18 protein-coding genes are annotated in these 20,204 nt (G+C 69.8%); 11 read left to right on the plus strand and 7 right to left on the minus strand.

Features of this window, described 5'->3' with window-relative positions; all coding sequences use genetic code 11:
- Positions 1-180 precede the first annotated feature (180 nt).
- From B4589_RS02990 to B4589_RS03000, 3 genes are all read right to left on the minus strand, one after another.
- Positions 181-930 carry a hypothetical protein gene (locus B4589_RS02990; protein ID WP_079232877.1) on the minus strand — a complete coding sequence of 250 codons (750 nt, stop codon included), beginning with the start codon at positions 928-930 and terminating at the stop codon, positions 181-183.
- Positions 931-1,052: 122 nt separating this feature from the next.
- A complete protein-coding gene (gene hflX, locus B4589_RS02995; RefSeq protein ID WP_217920476.1) occupies positions 1,053-2,387 on the minus strand; it encodes a GTPase HflX in 1,335 nt (444 codons plus the stop codon).
- Positions 2,388-2,639: 252 nt separating this feature from the next.
- On the minus strand, positions 2,640-3,593 hold the full coding sequence (locus B4589_RS03000) for a peptidylprolyl isomerase (RefSeq protein ID WP_079232879.1): 954 nt from the start codon (positions 3,591-3,593) through the stop codon (positions 2,640-2,642).
- Positions 3,594-3,833: 240 nt separating this feature from the next.
- On the opposite strand from B4589_RS03000, the gene cyaB reads away from it, so the two are divergent.
- The 6 genes from cyaB to B4589_RS03030 all read left to right on the plus strand — a co-directional run bounded on the left by cyaB (position 3,834) and on the right by B4589_RS03030 (position 9,621).
- Positions 3,834-4,385, plus strand: coding sequence for a class IV adenylate cyclase (gene cyaB, locus B4589_RS03005; RefSeq protein ID WP_079232880.1), 552 nt, complete (start codon positions 3,834-3,836; stop codon positions 4,383-4,385).
- A gap of 62 nt (positions 4,386-4,447) precedes the next feature.
- Complete coding sequence (locus B4589_RS03010) at positions 4,448-5,662, plus strand: methionine adenosyltransferase (RefSeq protein WP_079232881.1); 1,215 nt, start codon at positions 4,448-4,450, stop codon at positions 5,660-5,662.
- Between the two features lie 31 nt (positions 5,663-5,693).
- The gene (locus B4589_RS03015; protein WP_079232882.1) at positions 5,694-6,167 is read left to right on the plus strand and encodes a dual specificity protein phosphatase family protein; all 474 of its coding nucleotides are present in this window, start codon (positions 5,694-5,696) and stop codon (positions 6,165-6,167) included.
- A gap of 45 nt (positions 6,168-6,212) precedes the next feature.
- Positions 6,213-7,283, plus strand: coding sequence for a CNNM domain-containing protein (locus B4589_RS03020; RefSeq protein ID WP_079232883.1), 1,071 nt, complete (start codon positions 6,213-6,215; stop codon positions 7,281-7,283).
- A 664-nt stretch (positions 7,284-7,947) separates the two neighbouring features.
- Complete coding sequence (locus tag B4589_RS03025) at positions 7,948-9,123, plus strand: tRNA sulfurtransferase (RefSeq protein ID WP_079232885.1); 1,176 nt, start codon at positions 7,948-7,950, stop codon at positions 9,121-9,123.
- A gap of 51 nt (positions 9,124-9,174) precedes the next feature.
- Positions 9,175-9,621 carry a DUF5804 family protein gene (locus tag B4589_RS03030; RefSeq protein WP_079232886.1) on the plus strand — a complete coding sequence of 149 codons (447 nt, stop codon included), beginning with the start codon at positions 9,175-9,177 and terminating at the stop codon, positions 9,619-9,621.
- On the opposite strand, the gene B4589_RS03035 is transcribed toward B4589_RS03030, so the two are convergent.
- Positions 9,618-10,556: a PLP-dependent cysteine synthase family protein gene (locus B4589_RS03035; protein WP_079232887.1), complete on the minus strand. Its 939-nt coding sequence runs from the start codon at positions 10,554-10,556 to the stop codon at positions 9,618-9,620. The two genes, B4589_RS03030 and B4589_RS03035, sit on opposite strands and share 4 nt — an antisense overlap.
- 98 nt (positions 10,557-10,654) lie before the next feature.
- Between B4589_RS03035 and B4589_RS03040 the strand changes: the two genes are divergently transcribed.
- Genes B4589_RS03040 through B4589_RS03050 form a run of 3 tightly spaced genes read left to right on the plus strand, consistent with a single transcriptional unit; the run spans position 10,655 to position 12,235 of the window.
- Positions 10,655-11,218, plus strand: coding sequence for a hypothetical protein (locus B4589_RS03040; protein ID WP_079232888.1), 564 nt, complete (start codon positions 10,655-10,657; stop codon positions 11,216-11,218).
- A gap of 52 nt (positions 11,219-11,270) precedes the next feature.
- The gene (locus tag B4589_RS03045; protein ID WP_079232889.1) at positions 11,271-11,660 is read left to right on the plus strand and encodes a thioredoxin family protein; all 390 of its coding nucleotides are present in this window, start codon (positions 11,271-11,273) and stop codon (positions 11,658-11,660) included.
- A gap of 47 nt (positions 11,661-11,707) precedes the next feature.
- Positions 11,708-12,235: a hypothetical protein gene (locus B4589_RS03050; RefSeq protein WP_079232890.1), complete on the plus strand. Its 528-nt coding sequence runs from the start codon at positions 11,708-11,710 to the stop codon at positions 12,233-12,235.
- Positions 12,236-12,242: 7 nt separating this feature from the next.
- On the opposite strand, the gene B4589_RS03055 is transcribed toward B4589_RS03050, so the two are convergent.
- Genes B4589_RS03055 through B4589_RS03065 form a run of 3 tightly spaced genes read right to left on the minus strand, consistent with a single transcriptional unit; the run spans position 12,243 to position 17,399 of the window.
- The gene (locus B4589_RS03055; RefSeq protein ID WP_079232891.1) at positions 12,243-14,435 is read right to left on the minus strand and encodes a thioredoxin domain-containing protein; all 2,193 of its coding nucleotides are present in this window, start codon (positions 14,433-14,435) and stop codon (positions 12,243-12,245) included.
- A gap of 46 nt (positions 14,436-14,481) precedes the next feature.
- Entirely contained in the window at positions 14,482-16,014 is a 1,533-nt protein-coding gene (locus tag B4589_RS03060; RefSeq protein ID WP_079232892.1) for a glycosyltransferase family 39 protein, read from the minus strand.
- Positions 16,011-17,399 (minus strand): arylsulfotransferase family protein, encoded by a 1,389-nt coding sequence (locus B4589_RS03065; RefSeq protein WP_079232893.1) that lies wholly within the window; start codon positions 17,397-17,399, stop codon positions 16,011-16,013. The genes B4589_RS03060 and B4589_RS03065 overlap by 4 nt, the downstream gene beginning before the upstream one ends.
- A gap of 115 nt (positions 17,400-17,514) precedes the next feature.
- Between B4589_RS03065 and B4589_RS03070 the strand changes: the two genes are divergently transcribed.
- Positions 17,515-19,302 (plus strand): ABC transporter substrate-binding protein, encoded by a 1,788-nt coding sequence (locus tag B4589_RS03070; protein ID WP_079232894.1) that lies wholly within the window; start codon positions 17,515-17,517, stop codon positions 19,300-19,302.
- Positions 19,299-20,156, plus strand: a complete 858-nt coding sequence (locus B4589_RS03075) for a phosphatase PAP2 family protein (protein WP_079232895.1) — start codon at positions 19,299-19,301, stop codon at positions 20,154-20,156. Before B4589_RS03070 ends, B4589_RS03075 begins: the two co-directional genes overlap by 4 nt.
- The last annotated feature ends 48 nt before the right edge of the window (positions 20,157-20,204 follow it).

A 20,204-nucleotide genomic window follows, 5' to 3' on the forward strand; every position in this document is an offset into this window, starting at 1 on the left:
TGCGGTCACAAGTGGCCATGCTCACTCCGCGGTCCTGTCGGTAGCTGTCTCGACGCGGTCCTGTCGGTAGCTGTCTCGACGCGGTTCTGTCGGTAGCTGTCTCGACGAACTCGGCAAATTCGACGTACTCAACGAGAACATCCCCAAATCCGAACCAACGAAAACCGACCCAAAAAGCCGCTACTCCCGCCGCTCCTCGATCAGCCGCGTCTCGACGGCCGCCTGCACGACCTCGGAGATCTCGCCCAGACTGTTGGAGCTGTTCGCCACGACGCCGTTCAGCATCGCCTCGTGGTCACGCAGGCCGGCGACGCTCAGCTCGTCCTCCTCCGGCACGTCGTACGCCTCGGCGACCGCCGCGACCACCACGTCGCCGCGGTCCTGCTCCTCGTCGGCGACGGCGTCGAGCAGCCCGCCGAAGACGTCGTCGGCCTCGACGTCGACCCGGCGCTTCAGCGTCCCCGGCGACTCCACGTCGCCGCCGAGCAGCCCCGCGAGATACCCCTTCACGGAGCCGACGACGTACTCGTCGAGCGTCTCGTCGCTCTCCTCGGCCCGCCTCACGGCGAAGGCGCGCACGAACCGATCGAGCTCGATATCCAGCGACGAGCGGTCCTCCTCTTCACCCCCGTGGTCGTCGGTACTCGCCTCCGGGGTCACGCCCGTCTCCCGGTCGGCGTCGTCGGCCGTCGCCCCGGAGTCGTCGCTGTCGGCTTCCGGCGTGACGCCCGTCTCCCGCTCCGTCGCCGCCTCGTCGCTCCCGCGGTCGTCGTCCGCCTCCGGCGTCACGCCTGTCTCCGGTTCGGCGTCGTCGGCCTCCTCCTCGGCGGAGTCGGCCCGCCGGCCGCCAACGCCGTTGCTGCCCGTGCCGAGCGTGTTGATTCGCCCCTCGATATCCCGCCGTCGATCGTTGCCGCCGTTGTCAGTCATGGTTGAGCACCGCGTGCGTGGCCGTCGGGCGCCGCCGCAACCGCGCCCGGGGCCGTGAGCCGCACACACAGCCCCCCTCGAGACAGAGTGAGAAAAAGTCAGCGGAGCGGTAACGGCGGCGCTCACCCCTCCCGGATCGCCGTCGCCCGCGACCGCGCTCGGTCGACGACCGCCGGCCGCCCCGCGAACTCGACGCGAACGCGGTCGCCGTCGTACTCCGCCGTCACGCGGCCGTGGTCGTGCGCCCAGGCGAGGAACGACTGCGTGTCACCGATATTGGGCAGATCGAACTGAGCTGTCTCGCTCGGGAGCGCCGCGGCTACGGCGTCACGGAGGTTCTCGGCGCCGCCACCCGCCAGTGCGCTGACCGCGAGCACCTCGGCGGTACGGTCGCCCGCCACCGAGTCGACCGCGTTTCGGCGCTCCTCGAGCGCCTCGTCGTCGACGAGATCTGACTTGTTGAGCACGACCAGCAGCTCCCCCCGAGGGTCGTCGAGTTCGGCGAGCGAGACCCGGAGCTTCTCGCGCATCGTCGGCAGCGGATCGCTCGCGTCGACGACCAGCAGCGCGGCGTCGCTGTCGGCGACAGCGTCGAGCGTTGCGCTGAACGACGCCACGAGGTCGTGGGGGATCCCGTCGACGAGGCCGACGGTGTCGGTCAACAGCACGCGCCGCCCGCCGATCGTCGCCCGGCGGGTGGTGGTGTCGAGCGTTTTGAACAGCCGATCCTCGACCGCCGCGACGCCGTCGAGGTCGGCGTGGTCCGGCGCCATCTCGTCGACCGCGAGGTCGTCCGCAAGCCGGTGCAGCAGCGTCGACTTGCCCGCGTTGGTGTACCCCGCGATCGCGACGAGATCGAACCCCTGCTCGCGGCGCTCGGCCCGGCGCTCGCTCGCCCGGTCGGTCAGTTCGTCCAGCTTGTTCTCGACGATCCGGATCCGTCGCTCGGTGTCGACCACGCGGGAGCCGGTCTCCGCGGCGCGCTGCATGTGAGTGCGCTCCTCGGTCTCGCGGAGCTTCGGAAGCTCGTACCGCAGTCTCGCGAGTTCGACTTGGAGCCGGGCGGCCTCGTCGCCGGCGCCGGTCTCGAAGATGTCGAGCACGAGCCGGTGGCGGTCGACGACGCCGGTGCCGTCCGGGAGGAGCGCGGTCAGGGAACCGTACTGCCCGGGCGTGAGTTCGAGGTCGAACAGCGCCGCGTCGGCGTCGGTCGCGACCACGCGCCGGGCGAGTTCCTCGGCTTTCCCGCGACCGACGTTGTACTGGCCGCCTTCCTCGCGTCGCTGGGTGAGGGTGTCGACGACCTCGTACCCTGCCGCGCGGGCGAGGCGCTCGATCTCGGTCGTGTCCGGCTGTTCGTCTGCGTCGCGGGCGACGACGATGGCGGTTCGGTCGGCGTCGTCGTCGCTGGTGGTCGCTCGCTGTGCATCCGTCTCGGCTGGTGGTGAGTCTTGCAACGTTAGTGAGGGTGGGTCCCCCACCGGAGACGGACGGCGACGGCGGCGCCTGCCCGCGGCGAGCGGGAGACCCGAGGCTGTCGGAAAACGGTGCCACGGTCGGTCTCCCGCCGCTCACAGCGTGGTCGATGAACAACACACGCCGTCACGTGAGCCCGGCGGGCTCAGCAGAAGTCGAGCTCCATCGGCTACGCGTTAGTGGCTCGGCGTCCCGCAAAAAAGTTCGGTTGGTGTGGGAGTCGTTCGCGAGCGTTACTCCTCGTCGAGCTCGTCGACGATCTCCTCGGCGTCGACGTCGGCGTCCTCGAGGTCGCCCTCGATGTCCTCGAGCTCCTCTTCGAGCTCCTCGGCGCCGCCCATGCCGCCCATCATACCGCCCATGCCGCCCATCATGCCGCCGCCGCTGCCGTCGAAGACCTCCTCGACGACCACGCGGTCGAGGTCCAGACGGTCCATCAGCTCCTGGGCGACCTGGCTCTTCTGGAACATCCACTGCTGGTTCATCTGCATCTGCTGGGTCGCCTCGATGTAGAGGGTACGCTGCTCGACCTCCTCGGTCTCGGTGGTCTCCTCGCCGTCCTCGTCCTCGACGGTGACCTCCTCCTCGACCGTCTCGGTCTCGATGCGCAGGTCCGGCTCCATCTGGAGGTACATCCCCAGCAGGCCGGCGGCCTTCTCCTCGTCGTCGTCGACGACGTCGACGATCTCGTACTCGTACTCGAGATCCTCACCCGCCAGCGGGTGGTTGAAGTCGACGCGGGCGCGCCCGCCGATCACTCGCTCGACGTACCCCTGCTCGCCGTCGATCTGGACCTGTGAGCCGGGGCGGCGGTTCTCCTCGTCCAGCTTCGAGGAGCTGACGGTGCGGACCTCCTCCTGGTCGTACTCGCCGAACCCGTCCTCGGCGTCGATCTCCACGGTGCCTTCGTCGCCGACCTCGCTGCCGATCAGCGCGTCGTCGACGCCCGGGAACACGTGGCCCTCGCCGACGACGATGATGCGCGGGGAGAAGTCGTACTCGTCGTCGTCGATGCCGGCCTCCTCGGCGACGTCCTTCCGGGTCGTGTCGACGACGCGGTCGTCGCTCACGGTGCGGACGTTGTAGTCGATACGGACGAAGTCACCCTCCTGGATCCCGGACTGGGTCTGTTCGGACTCCTCGGCCGCCTCGGCCTCGGTCTCGGCGTCGGCTTCGTTTTCGCTCATACCTCTACCGTCTCGTGTTCCACTCTTAAGGACAACGTTTCGGGGCTGGAAACCGCCGAGGATCCGGATCGAGGGACGTTCAGTTTCGCCCGTACTGAGCCCTCAGCGTCACGCTTTCGGCCACGCTGAGAGCGCGTCGGTCAGTTCGTCCCAGCGATCGCGAGGCCGTATGCCGCCGGCGTGGAACTGCGTTGCGGCCGAGAGGCCAGCCTTTTCGCCGCCGGCGCCGATCCCCGAGCCATGTACGAGGTCGAACTCAAAGTCGAAGCCGACCACGGGGCCGTCCGGGCGGCGCTCGACGACGCCGGCGCCGAACCCGTCGACCACGTCCGCCAGGTCGACACGTACTACGATGCGCCCCACCGCGAGTTCGCCGAAACCGACGAGGCGCTGCGGCTGCGCGAGGAGACCGATCTCGACGCCGAGGAGACGACGACGGCGATGACGTACAAGGGGCCGCTCGTCGAGGCAGCGTCGAAGACCCGCGAGGAGTACGAGACCGGCGTCGACGACGGCGACGCCGCCGCGGGCATCCTCGACGGGCTGGGGTTCGAGCCGGCCGCGACCGTCGAGAAGGAGCGCGAACGGTTCGCGCTGGACGGCTACACCGTCACGCTCGACGCGGTCGAGGGGCTGGGGTCGTTCGTCGAGATCGAACGCGAGGCGGCCGAGTCCGACATCGAGCAGGTCCGGACGGGCGCACAGGAACTGCTCCGGGATCTGGGACTGGACCCCGACGAGCAGATCCGCAGCTCCTACCTCGGCCTGCTGCTCGCCGATGATGCGCAGTAGTTATTTCCTACCCCTGGATCGTTTCCGAAGGTTATAGACCCCGCCCCGCGGAAGAGCCGACAATGACGCGGAACATTCAGGTCTCCGAACTCGACCGGCGCGCGGTCGAGGACCAGCAGGTCGAGATCGTCGAGCGAAAGGGGATCGGTCACCCCGACTCTATCTGCGACGGGATCGCGGAGAGCGTCTCGCGGGCGCTCTCGCAGCTCTACCTCGACCGCGTGGGGAAGGTGCTCCACTACAACACCGACGAGACCCAGCTCGCGGCGGGGCGTGCGGCGCCGGCGTACGGCGGCGGCGAAGTGATCGAACCGATCTACATCCTGATCGTCGGTCGCGCGACCAAGAGCTACGAACGCGACGGGGTAACCGTCGAACTCCCCGTCGACTCGACGGCGCTGGCGGCCGCCCGGGAGTACCTCGCCGAGCAGATCCCCGAACTCGAGTACGGGACGGACGTGGTCGTCGACATCCAGCTCGGCGAGGGGAGCGGCGACCTGCAGGACGTGTTCGGCGAGGAGGAGGTCCAGGTGCCGATGGCCAACGACACCTCCTACGGCGTCGGCCACGCCCCACTCACCGAAACGGAGACGATCGTCCACGAGATCGAGCGGGGGCTCAACGGCGAGTACGCCGCGGAGAACCCCGAGGTCGGCCCGGACGTGAAGGTGATGGGGAAACGCGAGGGCGACTCGATCGACGTGACCGTCGCCGTCGCGATGATCGACAAGTACGTCGAGAACCTCGAGGCGTACAAGGCCGCGGTCGAGGAGGTACGGGCCTACGCCGAGCGCGTCGCCCGCGACCACACGGACCGCGAGGTCAGCGTCGAGGTCAACACCGCCGACGATTACGAGGAGGGTTCGGTGTACCTCACCGTCACGGGTACCTCCGCCGAGCAGGGCGACGACGGCTCCGTCGGCCGTGGGAACCGCGCCAACGGCCTCATCACCCCCAACCGCCCGATGAGCATGGAGGCCACCTCCGGGAAGAACCCCGTCAACCACATCGGGAAGATCTACAACCTCCTCTCGACGGCGACCGCGGAGGACGTGGTCGCGGAGGTCGACGGGATCCGCGATCTCCAGCTCCGCCTGCTCTCCCAGATCGGTCGCCCGATCGACGAGCCCCACGTCGCCGACGCCCAGGTCGTCACGGAGGAGGGCGTCGACGTGGCCGACATCGAGGAGGAAGTGGGCGCGATCGTCGACGACAACCTCGCGAACGTGACCGAGATCACCCGCGAGGCGATCGAGGGCGACATCTCGACGTTCTGAGCCCACGCGGTCACCCCCGGTTCCGGGGGCGATGAGTGACCACTCGACCGACGCCGACTGGGAGTTCCTCCGTCCGATCGGCGACGTCGCCGACGACCCGATCCTCGCACCGCTGGACCACCGCGGCCTCTACCTCGGCAACCGTCACGCCGCCGACCCCGAGCGCCACGGCCGTCGGTTCGCTGCCGTGGTCTCCGTCTCGACCGACGCGTATCCCCTGACTACGCACCACCGTCCGCTCACCGACGGCGAGGGGAACGACTGGAGAGCGTTCGCGGCCGCCCTCGACGCGGTCAGACGCCTCGCCCGCCGGGAGGGCGACGTGCTGGTCCACTGCAAGGCCGGCGTCAGCAGGAGCGCCACGGTGCTGGCGACGGCCGTCGCCGCCGGGTCGGGTGGATCGTTTCGCGACGGTCTCGTGACCGTCGAACGGGCTCGCCCGCAGGCGGTTCCGCACCCAGCACTGGTCGAACTCGGCGTCGTCTACCTCGCGGCGAACGGGTAGCACGAGCCACCGAGCATTTACAGCGGGCGCCCGAGAGCCACGCCCATGCAGACGTTCGAACTCACGGCCAGGCTTCTCGCTGGGGTGGGGCTCATCCTCGCGAACGGGTTCTTCGTCGCGATCGAGTTCGCCCTCACCCGCGCCCGACAGTTCTCGAAGCAGGAGTTCCTCGGCGACGGCGAGAGCAGCGCGCTCCAGCGCGCCTGGGAGATGACCAACGACCTCGAACTGTACCTCACCACCTGTCAGGTGGGGATCACCGCCTCCAGTATCGCGGTGGGTATCGTCGCCGAGCCCGCGCTGGCGGCCATCTTCGAACCGATCTTCCAGGGGAGCGCGCTAGCCGGCGTCGGCGCGGGCGCCTTCATCGCGTTCCTCATCATCAACCTCGTCCACCTCACCCACGGCGAGCAGACGCCGACGTATCTCGGCGTCGAGCGCTCCCGGCTGGTCTGTAAGTACGGCGCGACGCCGCTGTACTGGTGTAACCGTGCCATCCTCCCGATCATCAAGCTGGGCGACTGGGTCGCGAAGGGGACGCTGGGCCTGTTCGGCATCGAGATGACCGGTGCGTGGCTGGAGGCCGAGGAGGACGCCATCGAGTCCCGCGCGGACCTCCACAAGCGACTGGGGTCGGTGCTCTCGCAGGGCGAGATGTCCGAGGAGCGCCGCGAGGAGGTGCTGAACGCGCTCACGATCGGCGATCAGCAGGTCAACGACGTGATGGTGCCCACCGAGGACGTCGTCACGCTCTCCACCGAAGTCGACACCGAGGAGAACTTCCGCCGGATGGAGGAGCACCCCCACACGCGCTACCCGCTGATCGGCGAGGACGTGCAGGACTTCCGCGGAATCGTCTACTTCCCGATGCTCGCGCGGTACCGTGACAGCGTCGCCGACGGCGATATCGACTTCACCAACCTCTCGGCACCGCCGATGACGATATCCCACGACACGAACGTCAGCGACGCCATCGACCAGTTCCAGGTCGAGAGCCAGGAGCTCGCGTTCGTGCTGGAGGACGGCGAGGTCGTCGGGATGGTGACGGTGACGGACCTGCTCGAGTCGATCACCGGCGAGATGGAGGACCCGATCGACGGGTTGGACGACGCCTGAGCACCGAGGTTCCCTCGAATCGACGGCGTGACGAGGACGGTACGCCCGTCGGTGTCGCGCTCCGTTCGGTTATCAGGAGTTGTCTATTGAGTTACCTTCCAAGCCATCACAGAAGCGAGAGCGAACAGCAGAACAACCAGTCGGTCTACCGAGCCGTAGTAGACTAGTCGAACGGCGGCGAGGGCTGCGGCTATCAGCGCCCCGAGAGCCAAGGCGAGTGTGGTGATACGTGGGTCCTCCGCGTAGGTTCCGGCCCCGAACACCGTTATCGACGAACAGAACCGCGTAGCTGTAGCCGCCTGTCAGGAGGGTGTACCCGGCGCCGAGCACACCGACGGCGATCAGCCCGAGCGCCGACACGAGTGGTTTTCCGTTCCTGCTCACGAAAACGTTCGGAAAGCGACCGCGGAAATATCTTGCCTCACGCGAGATCCCGGCTGGTGTCGACCTCGCTGCCGAGTTCGAGTTTGATCGTCTCGCCCGGCGGCTCGTGGGCGCGGAACTTCCCGCCGCGGCGTGAAACACGCCGACGCCGTCCGTCGAGAGCAGGGTGTCGGTGAAGGAAGTGACGTCGCTGTCGGGGCCGTCGAGACACTACCTCGGGAGCGTTCTGACTCGCGACACGGAGGGAAACGCCCATGCTCGCCCGGCGACTACCCCGCCCGTGCAGCAGTCACCGGACCTCGCCGTCGTGCGCTACGGCGAGGCAGGCATCAAGAGCGACAAAGTTCGCGGGCAGATGCTCGACCGCCTCGCCGCGAACGTGCGGGCGATCCTCGACGACCGATCGATCTCCGGCGAGGTCGAGCGCCGCTGGTCGCGGGTGCTGATCCGCGCGCCCGAGGACGCCGATTTCGCCGCCGACGAGGCCGCCCGTGCGGCCGCCGACGCGTTCGGCGTCGTCTCGACGCGACCCGCGATCACGACCGCGCCCGAAGCCGACGCGCTCGCGGCGGCGGCGGTCGCGCTGGCCGAGGATCACCCCGAGGGCGCGACGTTCGCGGTCCGCGCGAACCGCGCCGGCCCGCCGGAGACCCACCCGTTCACGAGCCAGGAGGTCGCGAGCGAGGTCGGTGCCGCGATCGGCGAGGCGACCGGCGCCGACGTGGATCTCGACGACCCCGACCGCGCCTACCGGCTAGACATCCGCGAGAACGAGGCGTTCGTCTCCGTCACCGAGTACGACGGCCCCGGCGGGCTCCCCGTCGGCACGCAAGGGAAGACGGTCGTGCTGTTCTCCGGCGGGCTCGACTCCCCCGTCGCGGCGTGGGAGCTGTTCAAACGCGGGCTGGAGGTGGTTCCGGTCTACCTCGATCTCGGGGATTACGGCGGCGCGGACCACCTCGCCCGCGCGGTCGAGACCGCCGAGACGGTCGCGCGCTCGGCGCCCCACGTCGACGCTCGGCTGCGGGTCGTTCCGGCGGGCGACCTCGTCGACGACCTCGTCGCGGCGACGGGAGCGACGCGGATGCTCTCGCTCCGGCGCGCGATGCTCCGGGTCGCGGAGGCGGTCGCCGACGACGTGGACGCCCACTCGATCGCCACGGGGGAGTCGATCGGACAGAAATCCTCCCAGACCGGGCCGAACGTCCGCGTCACCGACGCCGCCGCGAACCTGCCGGTCCACCGCCCGCTGCTGACCCGGGACAAACCGGAGATCGTCGCGCAGGCCCGCGAGATCGGCACGTTCGTCGACGCGACGACCAACGTGGGCTGTGAGCGCGTCGCGCCCGACTACCCCGAGACGAACGCGACGCGCTCCGAGGTCGAGGCCGCCGAGCCCGAGGACCTGCTCGACCGCGCGGCCGCGCTCGCAGACGAGCGCTACGTCGTCGACTGAGCCCGACGCCGGACCGCAACCCACTTCATCCGCGCCGGCGACTCCCCGACGATGGCGCAGGTCTGTCTGCTGGGCGAACTCGAGAGCGACCTCCGGTACGAACTGCTCTCCCGGGAGACCGCCCGCGAAGCGCTCTCGACGTACGCGCTGCGGGAGCCGTACGCGAACAGCCTCGCGCTCGACACCGTCTCCATCGGCGCCGCCGTCTCGCTGCTGAACGATCTGAACTGGTATCTCGTCCGCTTCGTCCGGACGCCGCTGGTACAGTCGGACTCCGTCTCCGAGACCGAGTGGCTCTCCCGCGACCTCGCAACCGCGATCCGTGACGGCGACATCGACCCCGCGGAGACCGGTGAACTCCTCCAAGTGTACGGAGTCGAGGACAGTCGCCCCCAGGACCCTGTCTTCGTCGAACGTGAGGGCGATTGGACACCCGAGCGCGAGGGGTACGACGAGGTGCTGGTGGTTCGCGTGACCGAAGACGAGTTCGACGGTTAATCCTCACACTGCCACTGGCAGTCCTCGGCGTCCTCGGCCTCGAACAGCCCCGTCGACATGTAGCGCTCGCCGCCGTCGGGGAACACCGTCACCACGAGGGGGTCGTCGACACCCGCCTCAGCGAGCTGCTTGGCGGTTCGTCGGGCGGCGACGTTCGCGGCGCCGCTGGACTGCCCCACGAGGATCCCCTCCTCGCTGGCCAGACAGCGACACTCCCGCTCTGCGGTCTCCAGACCGACAGTCTCCACCGCGTCGATCAGCTCCACGTCGAGGTTCGGCGAGACGAACCCCGGCCCCATCCCCTGATACTCGTCGGCGCCGGACTCGCCCCCCGAGAGCACGGCGTTCCCCGCGGGTTCGACCGCGACGACCTCCATCGCGGGGAACGCCTCGCGGAGCCGACGGCTCGTCCCCGTCAGCGTGCCGCCGGTGCCGACGCCGGCGACGAACGCGTCGACCTCGCGGTCGACCTGGTCGAGGATCTCCGGGCCCGTCGTCTCGTAGTGTGCGCGGGGGTTGGCGGCGTTCTCGAACTGCCGGACCTGGACGTACTCGCCGGTCGCTTCGAGTTCGTCGGCGCGGTCGCGGGCGTCGCCGATGTCGCCGTCGACCATCTCGATGTCGGCGCCGTAGGCGCGCATGATCCGCCGCCGTTCGGGCGACTTCGACTCCGGGATGACGATCCGCACGTCGTACCCCTTCACCGCGCCGATCATCGCGAGCCCGATCCCGGTGTTGCCGCTGGTGGGCTCGACGATAGCATCGCCCTCGCCGAGTTCGCCGGACTCCTCGGCGGCCCGGATCATGTACAGCGCCGGCCGGTCCTTCGCGGAGCCGCCGGGGTTCTTCGACTCCAGTTTGGCGGCGACGGTGCCGACCGGCGACGCCACCTCGACCAGCGGCGACCCGATGGCGTCGATCACGTTCGCGTCCATCTACCTCGGCGTACCCGGGTCGGCACTAAAGGAGTAGCGACAGCGGCCCCCGAAAACGGCCGTCAGTGATTTTTACCCGCAGTCGGACCCTACATCCGATGAGCACAAACAGTGTGGCCGACAGACTGCCGTTCGGTGCGGGCGCGGGTGCCGGTATCGGCGCGTACCTGCTAGGGTATCTGATCACGTACGTCTGGCAGAGCGGCTCCGTCGCGGAGCGCCTGCAGGGGTACAACCTCATCACCGAACTGCTCGGCGGCGAACCCATCGCCGTCTGGCAGGGTGTCGGGTGGCTGTTCTACAACGCCCACTTCGTCAGCGTCCGGATCGACGCCTTCGGCGGCACGCAGTCACAGAACTTCATCGCGGGCAGCGACGGGGGCTCGCTCGCGTTGCTGTACGCGATCCCGATCGTGCTGCTGCTCGCGGCGGGGCTGCTGACCGCCCGTGTCGCCGACGCCGCCGAACCGGCCGAGGGCGCGATCGCCGGCGCCGCGATCGCGATCGGCTACGCCCCGCTGGCCGTGATCGGTCGGTTCCTCTTCTCCTACGAGGGCGCGGCCGCGCCGGATCTCGTCACCGCGATCCTGCTCGCGGGGCTGGTGTACCCGCTCGTCCTCGGCGCGATCGGGGGGACGGCCGGGAGTCTGGTCGGGAAGTGAGACCGTTCGCCACTGACGCACGATTTATCCCCGCCGGGGGCCGAGATCGAGTATGAGCGAAGCCGAACCACCCGAATCGACGCTCTCGACGCTCCAGCCCGACCCGATGTGGAACACCGCGGCCCACGAGGACGTCGTCGACGCGCTCGGCGCCGACGGCCTCACGTTCCGGGTCTGGGGCGGCGACTGGTGTGGCGACTGCCGCCAGCAGCTCCCCGCGTTCGCGGCGGCGCTCGAGGCCGCGGGCGTGCCCGACGAGCGGATCCACGCCCACGCGGTCGAGCGCGTGGACGGCGAGAAAGTCGGAGAGGCCGTCGAGGAGTACGGAATCGAGCTGATCCCGACCGTGATCGTCGAGAAGGAGGGTGAGGGGATCGCCCGCTTCGTCGAGAGCGAGGACCGACCGATCGCGGCGTACCTCGCCGAGGAAATCGACGCGTAGGCGTTCTCACCCCGAGCTATTTATCGGATCGGGCCGAACCCGCGCGTATGGTCCCCAGTTTCCGACGCGTCGGCCGGTTCTGCCACCAGTACGGTCCCGGGAGACTGCCCAAGGCCGACGAGCGCGCCGTCGGTGCCGGCTACGCCGGTGCGAGCGCGGCGGTCGTGGCTGCCCTCGCTTTCGCCGTAGCAACGACGGTGGCCGGGTTCCTCGGGATGGAGTCGGCCCGCGGCCTCGCACCGTTCGGGCTCGCCGCGATCCCGCTGGTCGTGCCGGGCGCGTTCGCCGCCGGCTGGATGACGTGGCGGTATCTCCCGGCCGAAACGGCGTACTTCGGCCCGATCGCGGGCACCGTCGCCGTCGTCCTGACCTACCTGGCCGCCATCACGCTGCTGTTGCCGGTGCTCGTCGTGGGGTTCGTGTTGTCCGACCCGCTGTTCGCCGCCCTCGAACTCAGCGTCCTGCTCGGGGTCCTGATCCTGTGGTTCGGGTTCGCCTTCACGTGCTGGCTGACGCTCCCGCTCGGTGTGGCGAGCGGGTGGATCTACGAGCGATCGCGAGCCGCGACGGCCTGACCGCGGGTTAGAGGTTCTCCTCGACCCAGTCGAGCGCCGTCGCGAGATCCGTCTCCGGCGGCGAGCAGGTGAAGGAGCGACAGGCGTACACGGTCGGCTCGCCGTCGCGGGCCTCGCGGTCGGCCCAGATCGGCGGCGCCTCGTCGAGGCCGAGCTCGTCGAGCCAGTCCTGCAGTCCGGCTTCGGTCGGCGGCCGCCGGGCGACGACCGCACCCGGCAGGTAGTGGTCCGCGAGCGTCCCGCGCCACTCGTCGGGCAGTTCCTCGGCAGCGACCGTGAGTTCGAGCGACCCGCGCTCGGCCGTGTCGGCGGCCATCGCGAGCGTACCGTGCTCCACGGGGCTGGCCTCGATCCGGCCGCGGTGGGTCGCGAGCGTCTCCCGCGCCACGCTGCCGAGGTCCTCGTCGGTGAAGTGATCCAGATCGAGCAGCAGCGATACCGCAGCGCCGACACTCGAGGGCGTGGACTGGTCGGTGAGCTCCTGCGGTCGGGCGACCAGCTCCTCGCTCTCGCTGGAGGCGAGGTAGAGCGTCCCGTCCTCCGGGTCGTAGAACGACTCCGAGATGGCTTCCGCGAGGTCGAGCGCGAACGCGAGCGGCGCCACGTCGCCGGTGGCCTGGTACAGTTCGAACGCGCCACGGCCGAGGAACGCGTAGTCCTCGAGCGCGCCGTCGATCCCTACCTGTCCGTCCTTGAACCGCCGAGAGAGATGCCCCTCGTCGGCGTCCCAGAGCTGTTCGCGGACGAACGAAAGCGCCGAGCGGGCACGTTCGATGCGAGCGTCGTCGTCCAGTACGAACCCCGACCGAGCGAACGTCTCGATCAGCAGGCCGTTCCAGCCCGCCAGCACCTTCTCGTCCCGGGGCGGGCGCGGGCGCTCCTCGCGGGCCGCGAACAGCCGTTCGCGGGCGTCGGCGAGCAGGTCGTGGATCTCGTCCGCGTCGTCGGGCGCCTCGACCGTCTCGCCTGCCACCTCGATCTCGGCGCCGACCAGCTCCGCGACCGGGACGGTCTCGTTCAGCACGCTCGTGCCGCCCTCGAAGTTGCCGCCCGCGACGACGCCGTAGCGCCGGCAGAACAGCGTCGCCGCCGGCTCGTCGAGCAGGTCGCGGACCTCCGCGGGCGTCCAGACGTAGAACGCCCCCTCCTCGCGGTCGGGATCCTCGCCCTCATCGAGCCGTGCCTCGGGTGTCTCGCTCCGTGCGTCGAGGGTGCTGAAAAAGCCGCCCTCGGGGTGGGAGAGTTCGCGTTCGACGAAGTCGAGCGTCTCCCCCACGACGTCGGCGTAGCGCTCCCGACCCGTCGCGCTGTAGCCCGCGAGAAAGGCCGCCGGGATCGTCGCGTTGTCGTACGCCATCTTCTCGAAGTGTGGGACGGTCCAGTCCTCGTCGACGCAGTAGCGGTGGAACCCGCCGCCGAGGTGGTCGTACAGCCCGCCGCTCCCCATCGCGTTCAGCGCGTTCTCCGCGACCGTCAGCGGCTCTGGGTCGTCCGACAGCGACGCCACCCGAAGGAGGAGTTCGACCCGGCCCGGGTGGGGGAACTTCGGGCCGCCCTGGCCGAACCCGCCGTGCTGGCGGTCGGCGCCGCGGATCGCCGCCGCCGCGGCGTCGTCGAGGATGTCGGTGCTCGGCGGCGCCGATTCCCCGTCCGGTGACTCGGCGGGTTCCATGCGGTCCCGCGCCGCCGACGTCCACTGCTCGGCGCGGTTCTCCATCTCCCCGCGCTGTTCAGGGTCCGACCACGAATCGGCGATCTGCCGGCAGAGCTGTTCGAAGCCGGGGACGTTGCGCCCCGGCTGTGGTTCGGGCGGGAAGTACGTCCCGACGTAGAACGGCTTCCCCTCGGGGGTCAAGAAGGCCGAGAGCGGCCACCCGCCGCCGCCGGTCACCAGTTGGCAGACCGTCTGGTAGACGCGGTCGAGATCCGGCCGCTCCTCGCGGTCGACCTTGATCGGGACGAACTCCTCGTTCAGGACCTCCGCGACCTGCTCGTCCTCGAAGGACTCCTCGGCCATCACGTGACACCAGTGGCAGGCCGAGTAGCCCACCGAGAGGAAGATGGGGACGTCGCGCTCGCGGGCCTCCTCGAGCGCGCTCTCGTCCCACGGCTGCCAGTTCACGGGGTTGTCGGCGTGCTGCTGGAGGTACGGGCTGGCCTCCTCGTCGAGTCGGTTCCGGCCGCTGACGGGTTCAGTCATTACCGGAGAAAACGCGTCGACGGGGAAGTAGCCGGTGGTCGCGGCGCTACGCGACCGCCCGGAACACGACCACCCCGTCGTTCTCGTAGGCGCGCTCCCAGTCGGCCGACGCCGCGAAGGAGCGCTCCAGCGAGCCGAACGTCACCTCGGGATGGCCCCGAACCGTGTAGGACCCCTTCGGAAGGTAGACGTAGTCAGGGTCGGCGTCGACAGTCGCCATCTCGCGTTCGACGCAGTCCGCGCCGTCACAGCGGGAGACGTTCTCGAACGTCTCCAACTGCGTCTCGTACGCCTCAGGCCCGTACCACTCCACCCCCCACGGGCCGACCAGGATCGTACGGTCCGCGAGCGCCGGGAACCACTCCGCGGCGTCGCCGAGCACGACGAACGTCGCGTCAGGTCGGGTCTCGCTCTCGGCCCACGCCATCGCCTCGACGTCCGCGCCGTCGAGGAACTCGGGCGAGGAGGGGTCGCCCGTGAGCGTCATCTCGTGAGCGAGGTACGTCCCGCCGGCGACGCTCGCGAGCAGGAGACAGGCCGCCGCGGCGACCTCGCGGCGGTCCACCGACCCCAGCGACGGGAGCGAGACGCGGCCGTCGAGCGCGGGGAGCCGCCGGGCCACGTCGACGGCCGCGACGCCGGCGACGACGCTCCCGACCGTGAACGCGAACCGAGGCTGGGCGAACAGCAGCTCCGCCGCGAGCGCCCACGCCGCGAGGAACCACTCCCGGCGGACCCAGAGGAGATAGGCGGCGCCGAGCAGCGGCAGCAGCGTGGCGGAGAAGCCGATCGTCGCCAGTCCGCCGCCGACGCCGCCGTGGGTGCCTGCGGCGCCGGTGAGCACGTCGATCCCGTGGGTGCTCGTGACCCAGAGCAGCCACGGCGAGGCGACGACTGCGCCGCCGAACCCGACCGCCGCGCCGCGGAGGAGTCCGACGAGCGAGGGGTCACGAACCGCCCACAGCAGGAGGTACGTGACGACGACGAACAGCGAGTACGTCGGATGCGTGAGCACGGTCGCGCCGAACGCCAGCGCGCCGACGGCGAGCGCGCGCCGCGAACCGTGAGCGAACGCGTGGTAGCCCGCGTAGATCGCGAGCAGCGCGTAGCAGAACGCGAACGCCCGTACCAGCCCGCCCGCGGAGACGTGCCACTGGAGCAGTTGGGGGTTGAGCGCGACCGCGACGCCGGCGGCCGCACCCGCGGGCCGCGAGCCCGCGTAGTCCCGCGCGAGCAGGTAGACGGGCACGAGCGCGGCGAGCACGCCGACCGAGGGGACGAACTGCGCCAGCGCGACCGGATCGGCACCGAGATCGAGCAACACGGCGAGCAGGAAGAACTGCAGCGGCGGGTAGGCGAACGGGACGCCGTCGGCGGTGTACCCCGAGATCTCGGCCGGCGGCGCGTAGCCGTTGGCGGCGATCGTGTCGGCGATCTCGAGGTAGAGCCCGGCGCCGTAGGCGGGGTAGGGGTTGGTCGCGAGGTAGACGACGACCGCGAGCAGCCCCGCCGCGAGCGCCGCACCCAGCCAGGGGGCGTCGTCGCGCGTGATCGGGACGGAGTCGCTTCCTTGCGTCATTTCCGACGGATCTGGATCGGGGAGCGGACGGAGAGGGTACGGTCGAGCCAGCGGTACTCGAGCGTCCCCCAGCACAGCAGGCTGCCGATCAGGACGAGCAGCGCCGCCCCCTCGAGCAGACCGACCCAGCGCGGGAACGCGTAGGAGATCCCGTTCTGGATCGTCGGCGGCAGCGCGTTCTGGGCGCGCTGGAGCAGCGACGCCTCGGCGGGCTCGGGCTCGTGGCTCGGGAGCCCCAGCGACGCCGCGCTCTCGCCGCCCGTGCTCTCGTCGCCGGTGCCGAGGCGCTCGGCCTCGTAGGGGAAGCCGATATCGGCCGACCAGACGACCTCACCCTCCTCGTCGACCTCGAAGACGCGGTCGCCGTTGGAGTCGGTGATCAGCGTGTGGCCGTTCGGCAGGCGGTCGGCGTCGCGGGGCCACTGCATCCGCTGGTCGGCCCACGTCCACGACTGGACCCACTCGCCGTCCTCGCGCTGGTACTCGACGATCCGCCCGTTCTCGGAGTCGCCGACGAGCAGCGCCGGCCCGCCCCGCTCCTCGGGGATGAAGTCGGGGTTGTGCTGCTCGTACAGCGTCGCGTGGTCGCCGTCCTCGCCGAGCGTCCAGTCCTCCATGAGTTCGCCGTCCATCCCGATGAACGCCACCTGGTCCTGGTTCCGGAGGCTGACCATCACCGCCTCCTCGCCGTCGACCTCGACGTGCTCGACGTCGTTGATGTGCGTCCAGTCCTCGGGGTACGGGCCGCCGCTCTCGATATCGTAGTCGGCCTGGGCTTCCCACGACCACTCGATCAGCCCGGTCGTGGTGTTGACGATGAACGCCCGGTCCTGTGCGATGTCGGCCACGAGCAGCCGGTCGTCGTCGACCCGATCCGCGTCGTGCCAGCGTGTGGAGTGTTTGCCGGCGGTGATGCGGCTGAACACGTCGGTGCGCTCGCCGGTCGTGAGGTTGACGCGCTCGATCCCGTTCCGGGTACAGACCGAGCCGTCACACTCGTCGGGGTCGAGGTGGTCGGCGTAGACGAACTCGACGGTGGCCTGAGTCCCCTCCACGGGGTCGACGTCCCAGTAGCGCGTGTGGTCGTTCTGGTAGTAGTAGATGCTCCCGTTCGGCGCGAACGCCGCGAGCTCCGCCTGCGCCCGCGCCGCGGACCCCTCGTCGCTGACGAACGCGTTCGAGTCCGTCGCGACGACGGTGATGTTGTCGCGCTCGCCGACGACGGCGTCGTCGCTGCCGGAGCGGAACGCCTGCTCGACGGCGGGGTCACCGGTCACCCGATCGTTCGTTCGCTCGCTCTCGACGTAGCCGACCGCGACGGTCGCAGCGGAGGCGACGACCAGCACTGCGAGCAGAAGACGGAGGGTTCGTTTCGGGAGCGCCATCGGGGTGGAAAGAGTCGCGGGCTGGGTTAAAGTCTGTCTGAACGGAGCTGTATTCCGTCGCTCTGCGAGGAACAGCACAATTCATATGTCTATCCGTCACCCAGTTCCGGTGATAATGGGCACCGAGTCGAGCCTGCCGACGGACCGCCGCTCGGTCCTCGCGGCACTGGGCAGCGGTGCCGCGGCCCTGAGCGGCGGCTGTCTCCAGCGGGCGCGCAGCATGACGGGCTGGCGGTCGATCCAACCCATCGAGTTCCGGATCAAGACGCTCCCGGCCGACGCCGACCCGTACGCGCTCACACTGGCACGCCGGATCGCGTCGTGGTTCCAGGCCGCCGGCATCGGCACCAACGTTCTCCCGATGTCCGAGCAGGAGCTCATGCGCCAGAGCCTGCTCCGGACCGAGTTCGACATGTTCGTGATGCGGCTCCCCGAGAAGTTCCGGGAGCCCGACGCGCTCACGACGCTGCTGCACTCGCGGTTCGCGGACGCGCCAGGGTGGCAGAACCCGTTCGGCTACACCAACCTCAACGTCGACGCCGCGCTCGAGAGCCAGCGGCAGACCGACGGCGACCACCGACAGGAAGCGCTCCTACGGGCTCAGCGAACGGTCGCTCGGACCCAGCCGTTCACGCTGCTCACCGTGCCCGACGACATCCGGGCGGCGCGAACCGACGCCGGCCCGAACTGGCAGGACGTCGACCTCCGCTCGCCGCTGGGGTATCTGCGGGTCGCCGCTGAGTACGGGAGTGGGAGCGACGAACGGACGCTCCGCGTGGTTGGCACCGATCGACGCGCCACGACGAACCTGAACCCGCTCTCGGTGGAGTTCCGCCGGAGCGACGTGCTGACCGGGCTGCTGTACGATTCGCTCGCCCGCCCGATCGAGGGGGAGCTGACGCCGTGGCTCGCGGAGTCAGTCGAACTCTTGGACCGCGACACGCCGACGGCGCGTGTCACCCTCCGCGAGGACCTGACGTGGCACGACGACGAGGAACTGACCGCCGACGACGTCGCGTTCACGTACGACCTGCTCGCGGACACGACGCTTGGGGGCGACGACGACGAGGACGCCGAGATACCGTCACCGGCGTTCCGGGGGCGGAGCAGCCTCGTCGACGAGATCTCGGTCGTCGACGACCGGCGACTCGACGTGACGTTCGTCGAGTCCGCCCCCGCCGTCGCGTCGCGGGGGCTGACAGTGCCGATCCTCCCGGAGCACGTCTGGAGCGAGCGCACCGACACCGCTGCGATCGGCGGGATCCCCGTCGGGACGGTGACCGAGGCGCTCGTCACCAACAACATCCCGCCGGTCGGGAGCGGCCCGTTCGAGTTCGCCCGGAACACCCCCCGAGAACATCTCCGACTGGAACGCGTCGACCACTTCTCGACGCGTGAGGGAACCGACCTCCCCGACTGGGTCGCCGACCCCAACGTCGACGCGCTCTCGGTACAGGTGGTGGGCTCCGACGTGAGCGCCGTCGACACGGTTGCCGACGGCGACGCGGATCTGACTGGCACCACCGTCGGCGCGTCGACGGTCCCACGGATCGGCCGTGCGGAGGGGGCCGAACTGCTCGTGCGCCGCTCGGACCGACCGTACGTCCTCGGCTACAACACCCGCCGGACGCATCTCGACAACCCGCGGTTCCGGAACACACTCGCTCGCCTGATCGACGGCGAGTCTCTCGCCGCGGAGGTGCTCGACGGCTACGCCCGACCCGCGGTCGGCCCGCTCCAGGGCACCCAGTGGTACCCCGAGGACCTCGAGTGGGACGAGGGCAACCCCGTGGTCCCGTTCCTCGGCCGGAACGGCGAACTGAACGCCGACGCCGCCCGCGAGACGTTCCGCGAGGCTGGCTACCAGTACGACGACGACACGCTCGTCGGGGGGAACCCGTGAGTCTGGTCGGCGTTCTGCTCCAGATCGTCGCCGTGGTGCTCGCGCTGCATCTGCTGGGACTCGGCGCCGTCCGATGGGTCATCGGCCGGGAGTTCCGGGGGAGTTCGCTCCGGGAGAACGCCCGGGCGGTCGCCCCGACCGCCGCCGTCCTCGGTGCGCTGTTGCTCGCCAACGGCACCGTTCGCGACGTCGGCGTCGGGGTCTCGTGGCTGATCGGCGTGAACGTCACGAAGGTGATCCACAGCCTGGAAGGCGCGTTCGTCGCGGACCTGCAGTCGTTCGCCACGCCGGAGCTGACCGCGTACTTCAGCTTTGTCTACGTGTTCGGCTACGTGTTCCTGCTCACGTTCCCGGTCGTGCTCTACGCGTTCCACGACGACACGCGCGCGCTATCTGCGACGCTGGTCGCCTACACGCTGAACTACGGCATCGGCCTGCTCTGCTACGTGCTGTTCGTCGCGTACGGTCCGCGGAACTTCATGCCCGGCGCGGTGGAGTCGCTGCTGTTCAGCAACTGGCCGGAGGTCCAGCATCTCACAGCCCGGGTGAACGAGAACACCAACGTGTTCCCGTCGCTGCACACGTCGCTGTCGGTCACGGTGGCGCTACTGGCCGCCCGGTACCGCACGGCTGCGCCGGGGTGGCTCCCGGTCGCCACGACGCTCGCGGCGTCGGTGGCGGTGGCCACGATGTATCTGGGGATCCACTGGCTGACCGACGTGCTCGGCGGGATCCTGCTCGCGGCGGTCAGTGTCGCCGCCGGCGCGCGGTACGCCGAGGAGAAACACGGCGACGACGGGCCGGGGGACCGACCACCCGTCACCGGTGGAGTCACCGAGCAGTTCAGGCGGTAGCCGGCGGAAGTGGACGGCTGCGGGGAGAAACGGTTGCTGTACGACGCG

This window comes from Halolamina sp. CBA1230 (assembly GCF_002025255.2).
Classification (GTDB): Archaea; Halobacteriota; Halobacteria; order Halobacteriales; family Haloferacaceae; genus Halolamina.

Bases quoted from the DNA above. Each gene is read 5' to 3' on its own strand.
- B4589_RS02990 (WP_079232877.1), bottom strand. From the start codon at position 930: ATGACTGACAACGGCGGCAACGATCGACGGCGGGATATCGAGGGGCGA.
- B4589_RS03000 (WP_079232879.1), bottom strand. From the start codon at position 3,593: ATGAGCGAAAACGAAGCCGACGCCGAGACCGAGGCCGAGGCGGCCGAG.
- cyaB (WP_079232880.1), top strand. From the start codon at position 3,834: ATGTACGAGGTCGAACTCAAAGTCGAAGCCGACCACGGGGCCGTCCGG.
- B4589_RS03010 (WP_079232881.1), top strand. From the start codon at position 4,448: ATGACGCGGAACATTCAGGTCTCCGAACTCGACCGGCGCGCGGTCGAG.
- B4589_RS03015 (WP_079232882.1), top strand. From the start codon at position 5,694: ATGAGTGACCACTCGACCGACGCCGACTGGGAGTTCCTCCGTCCGATC.
- B4589_RS03020 (WP_079232883.1), top strand. From the start codon at position 6,213: ATGCAGACGTTCGAACTCACGGCCAGGCTTCTCGCTGGGGTGGGGCTC.
- B4589_RS03030 (WP_079232886.1), top strand. From the start codon at position 9,175: ATGGCGCAGGTCTGTCTGCTGGGCGAACTCGAGAGCGACCTCCGGTAC.
- B4589_RS03035 (WP_079232887.1), bottom strand. From the start codon at position 10,556: ATGGACGCGAACGTGATCGACGCCATCGGGTCGCCGCTGGTCGAGGTG.
- B4589_RS03040 (WP_079232888.1), top strand. From the start codon at position 10,655: ATGAGCACAAACAGTGTGGCCGACAGACTGCCGTTCGGTGCGGGCGCG.
- B4589_RS03045 (WP_079232889.1), top strand. From the start codon at position 11,271: ATGAGCGAAGCCGAACCACCCGAATCGACGCTCTCGACGCTCCAGCCC.
- B4589_RS03050 (WP_079232890.1), top strand. From the start codon at position 11,708: ATGGTCCCCAGTTTCCGACGCGTCGGCCGGTTCTGCCACCAGTACGGT.
- B4589_RS03055 (WP_079232891.1), bottom strand. From the start codon at position 14,435: ATGACTGAACCCGTCAGCGGCCGGAACCGACTCGACGAGGAGGCCAGC.
- B4589_RS03060 (WP_079232892.1), bottom strand. From the start codon at position 16,014: ATGACGCAAGGAAGCGACTCCGTCCCGATCACGCGCGACGACGCCCCC.
- B4589_RS03065 (WP_079232893.1), bottom strand. From the start codon at position 17,399: ATGGCGCTCCCGAAACGAACCCTCCGTCTTCTGCTCGCAGTGCTGGTC.
- B4589_RS03070 (WP_079232894.1), top strand. From the start codon at position 17,515: ATGGGCACCGAGTCGAGCCTGCCGACGGACCGCCGCTCGGTCCTCGCG.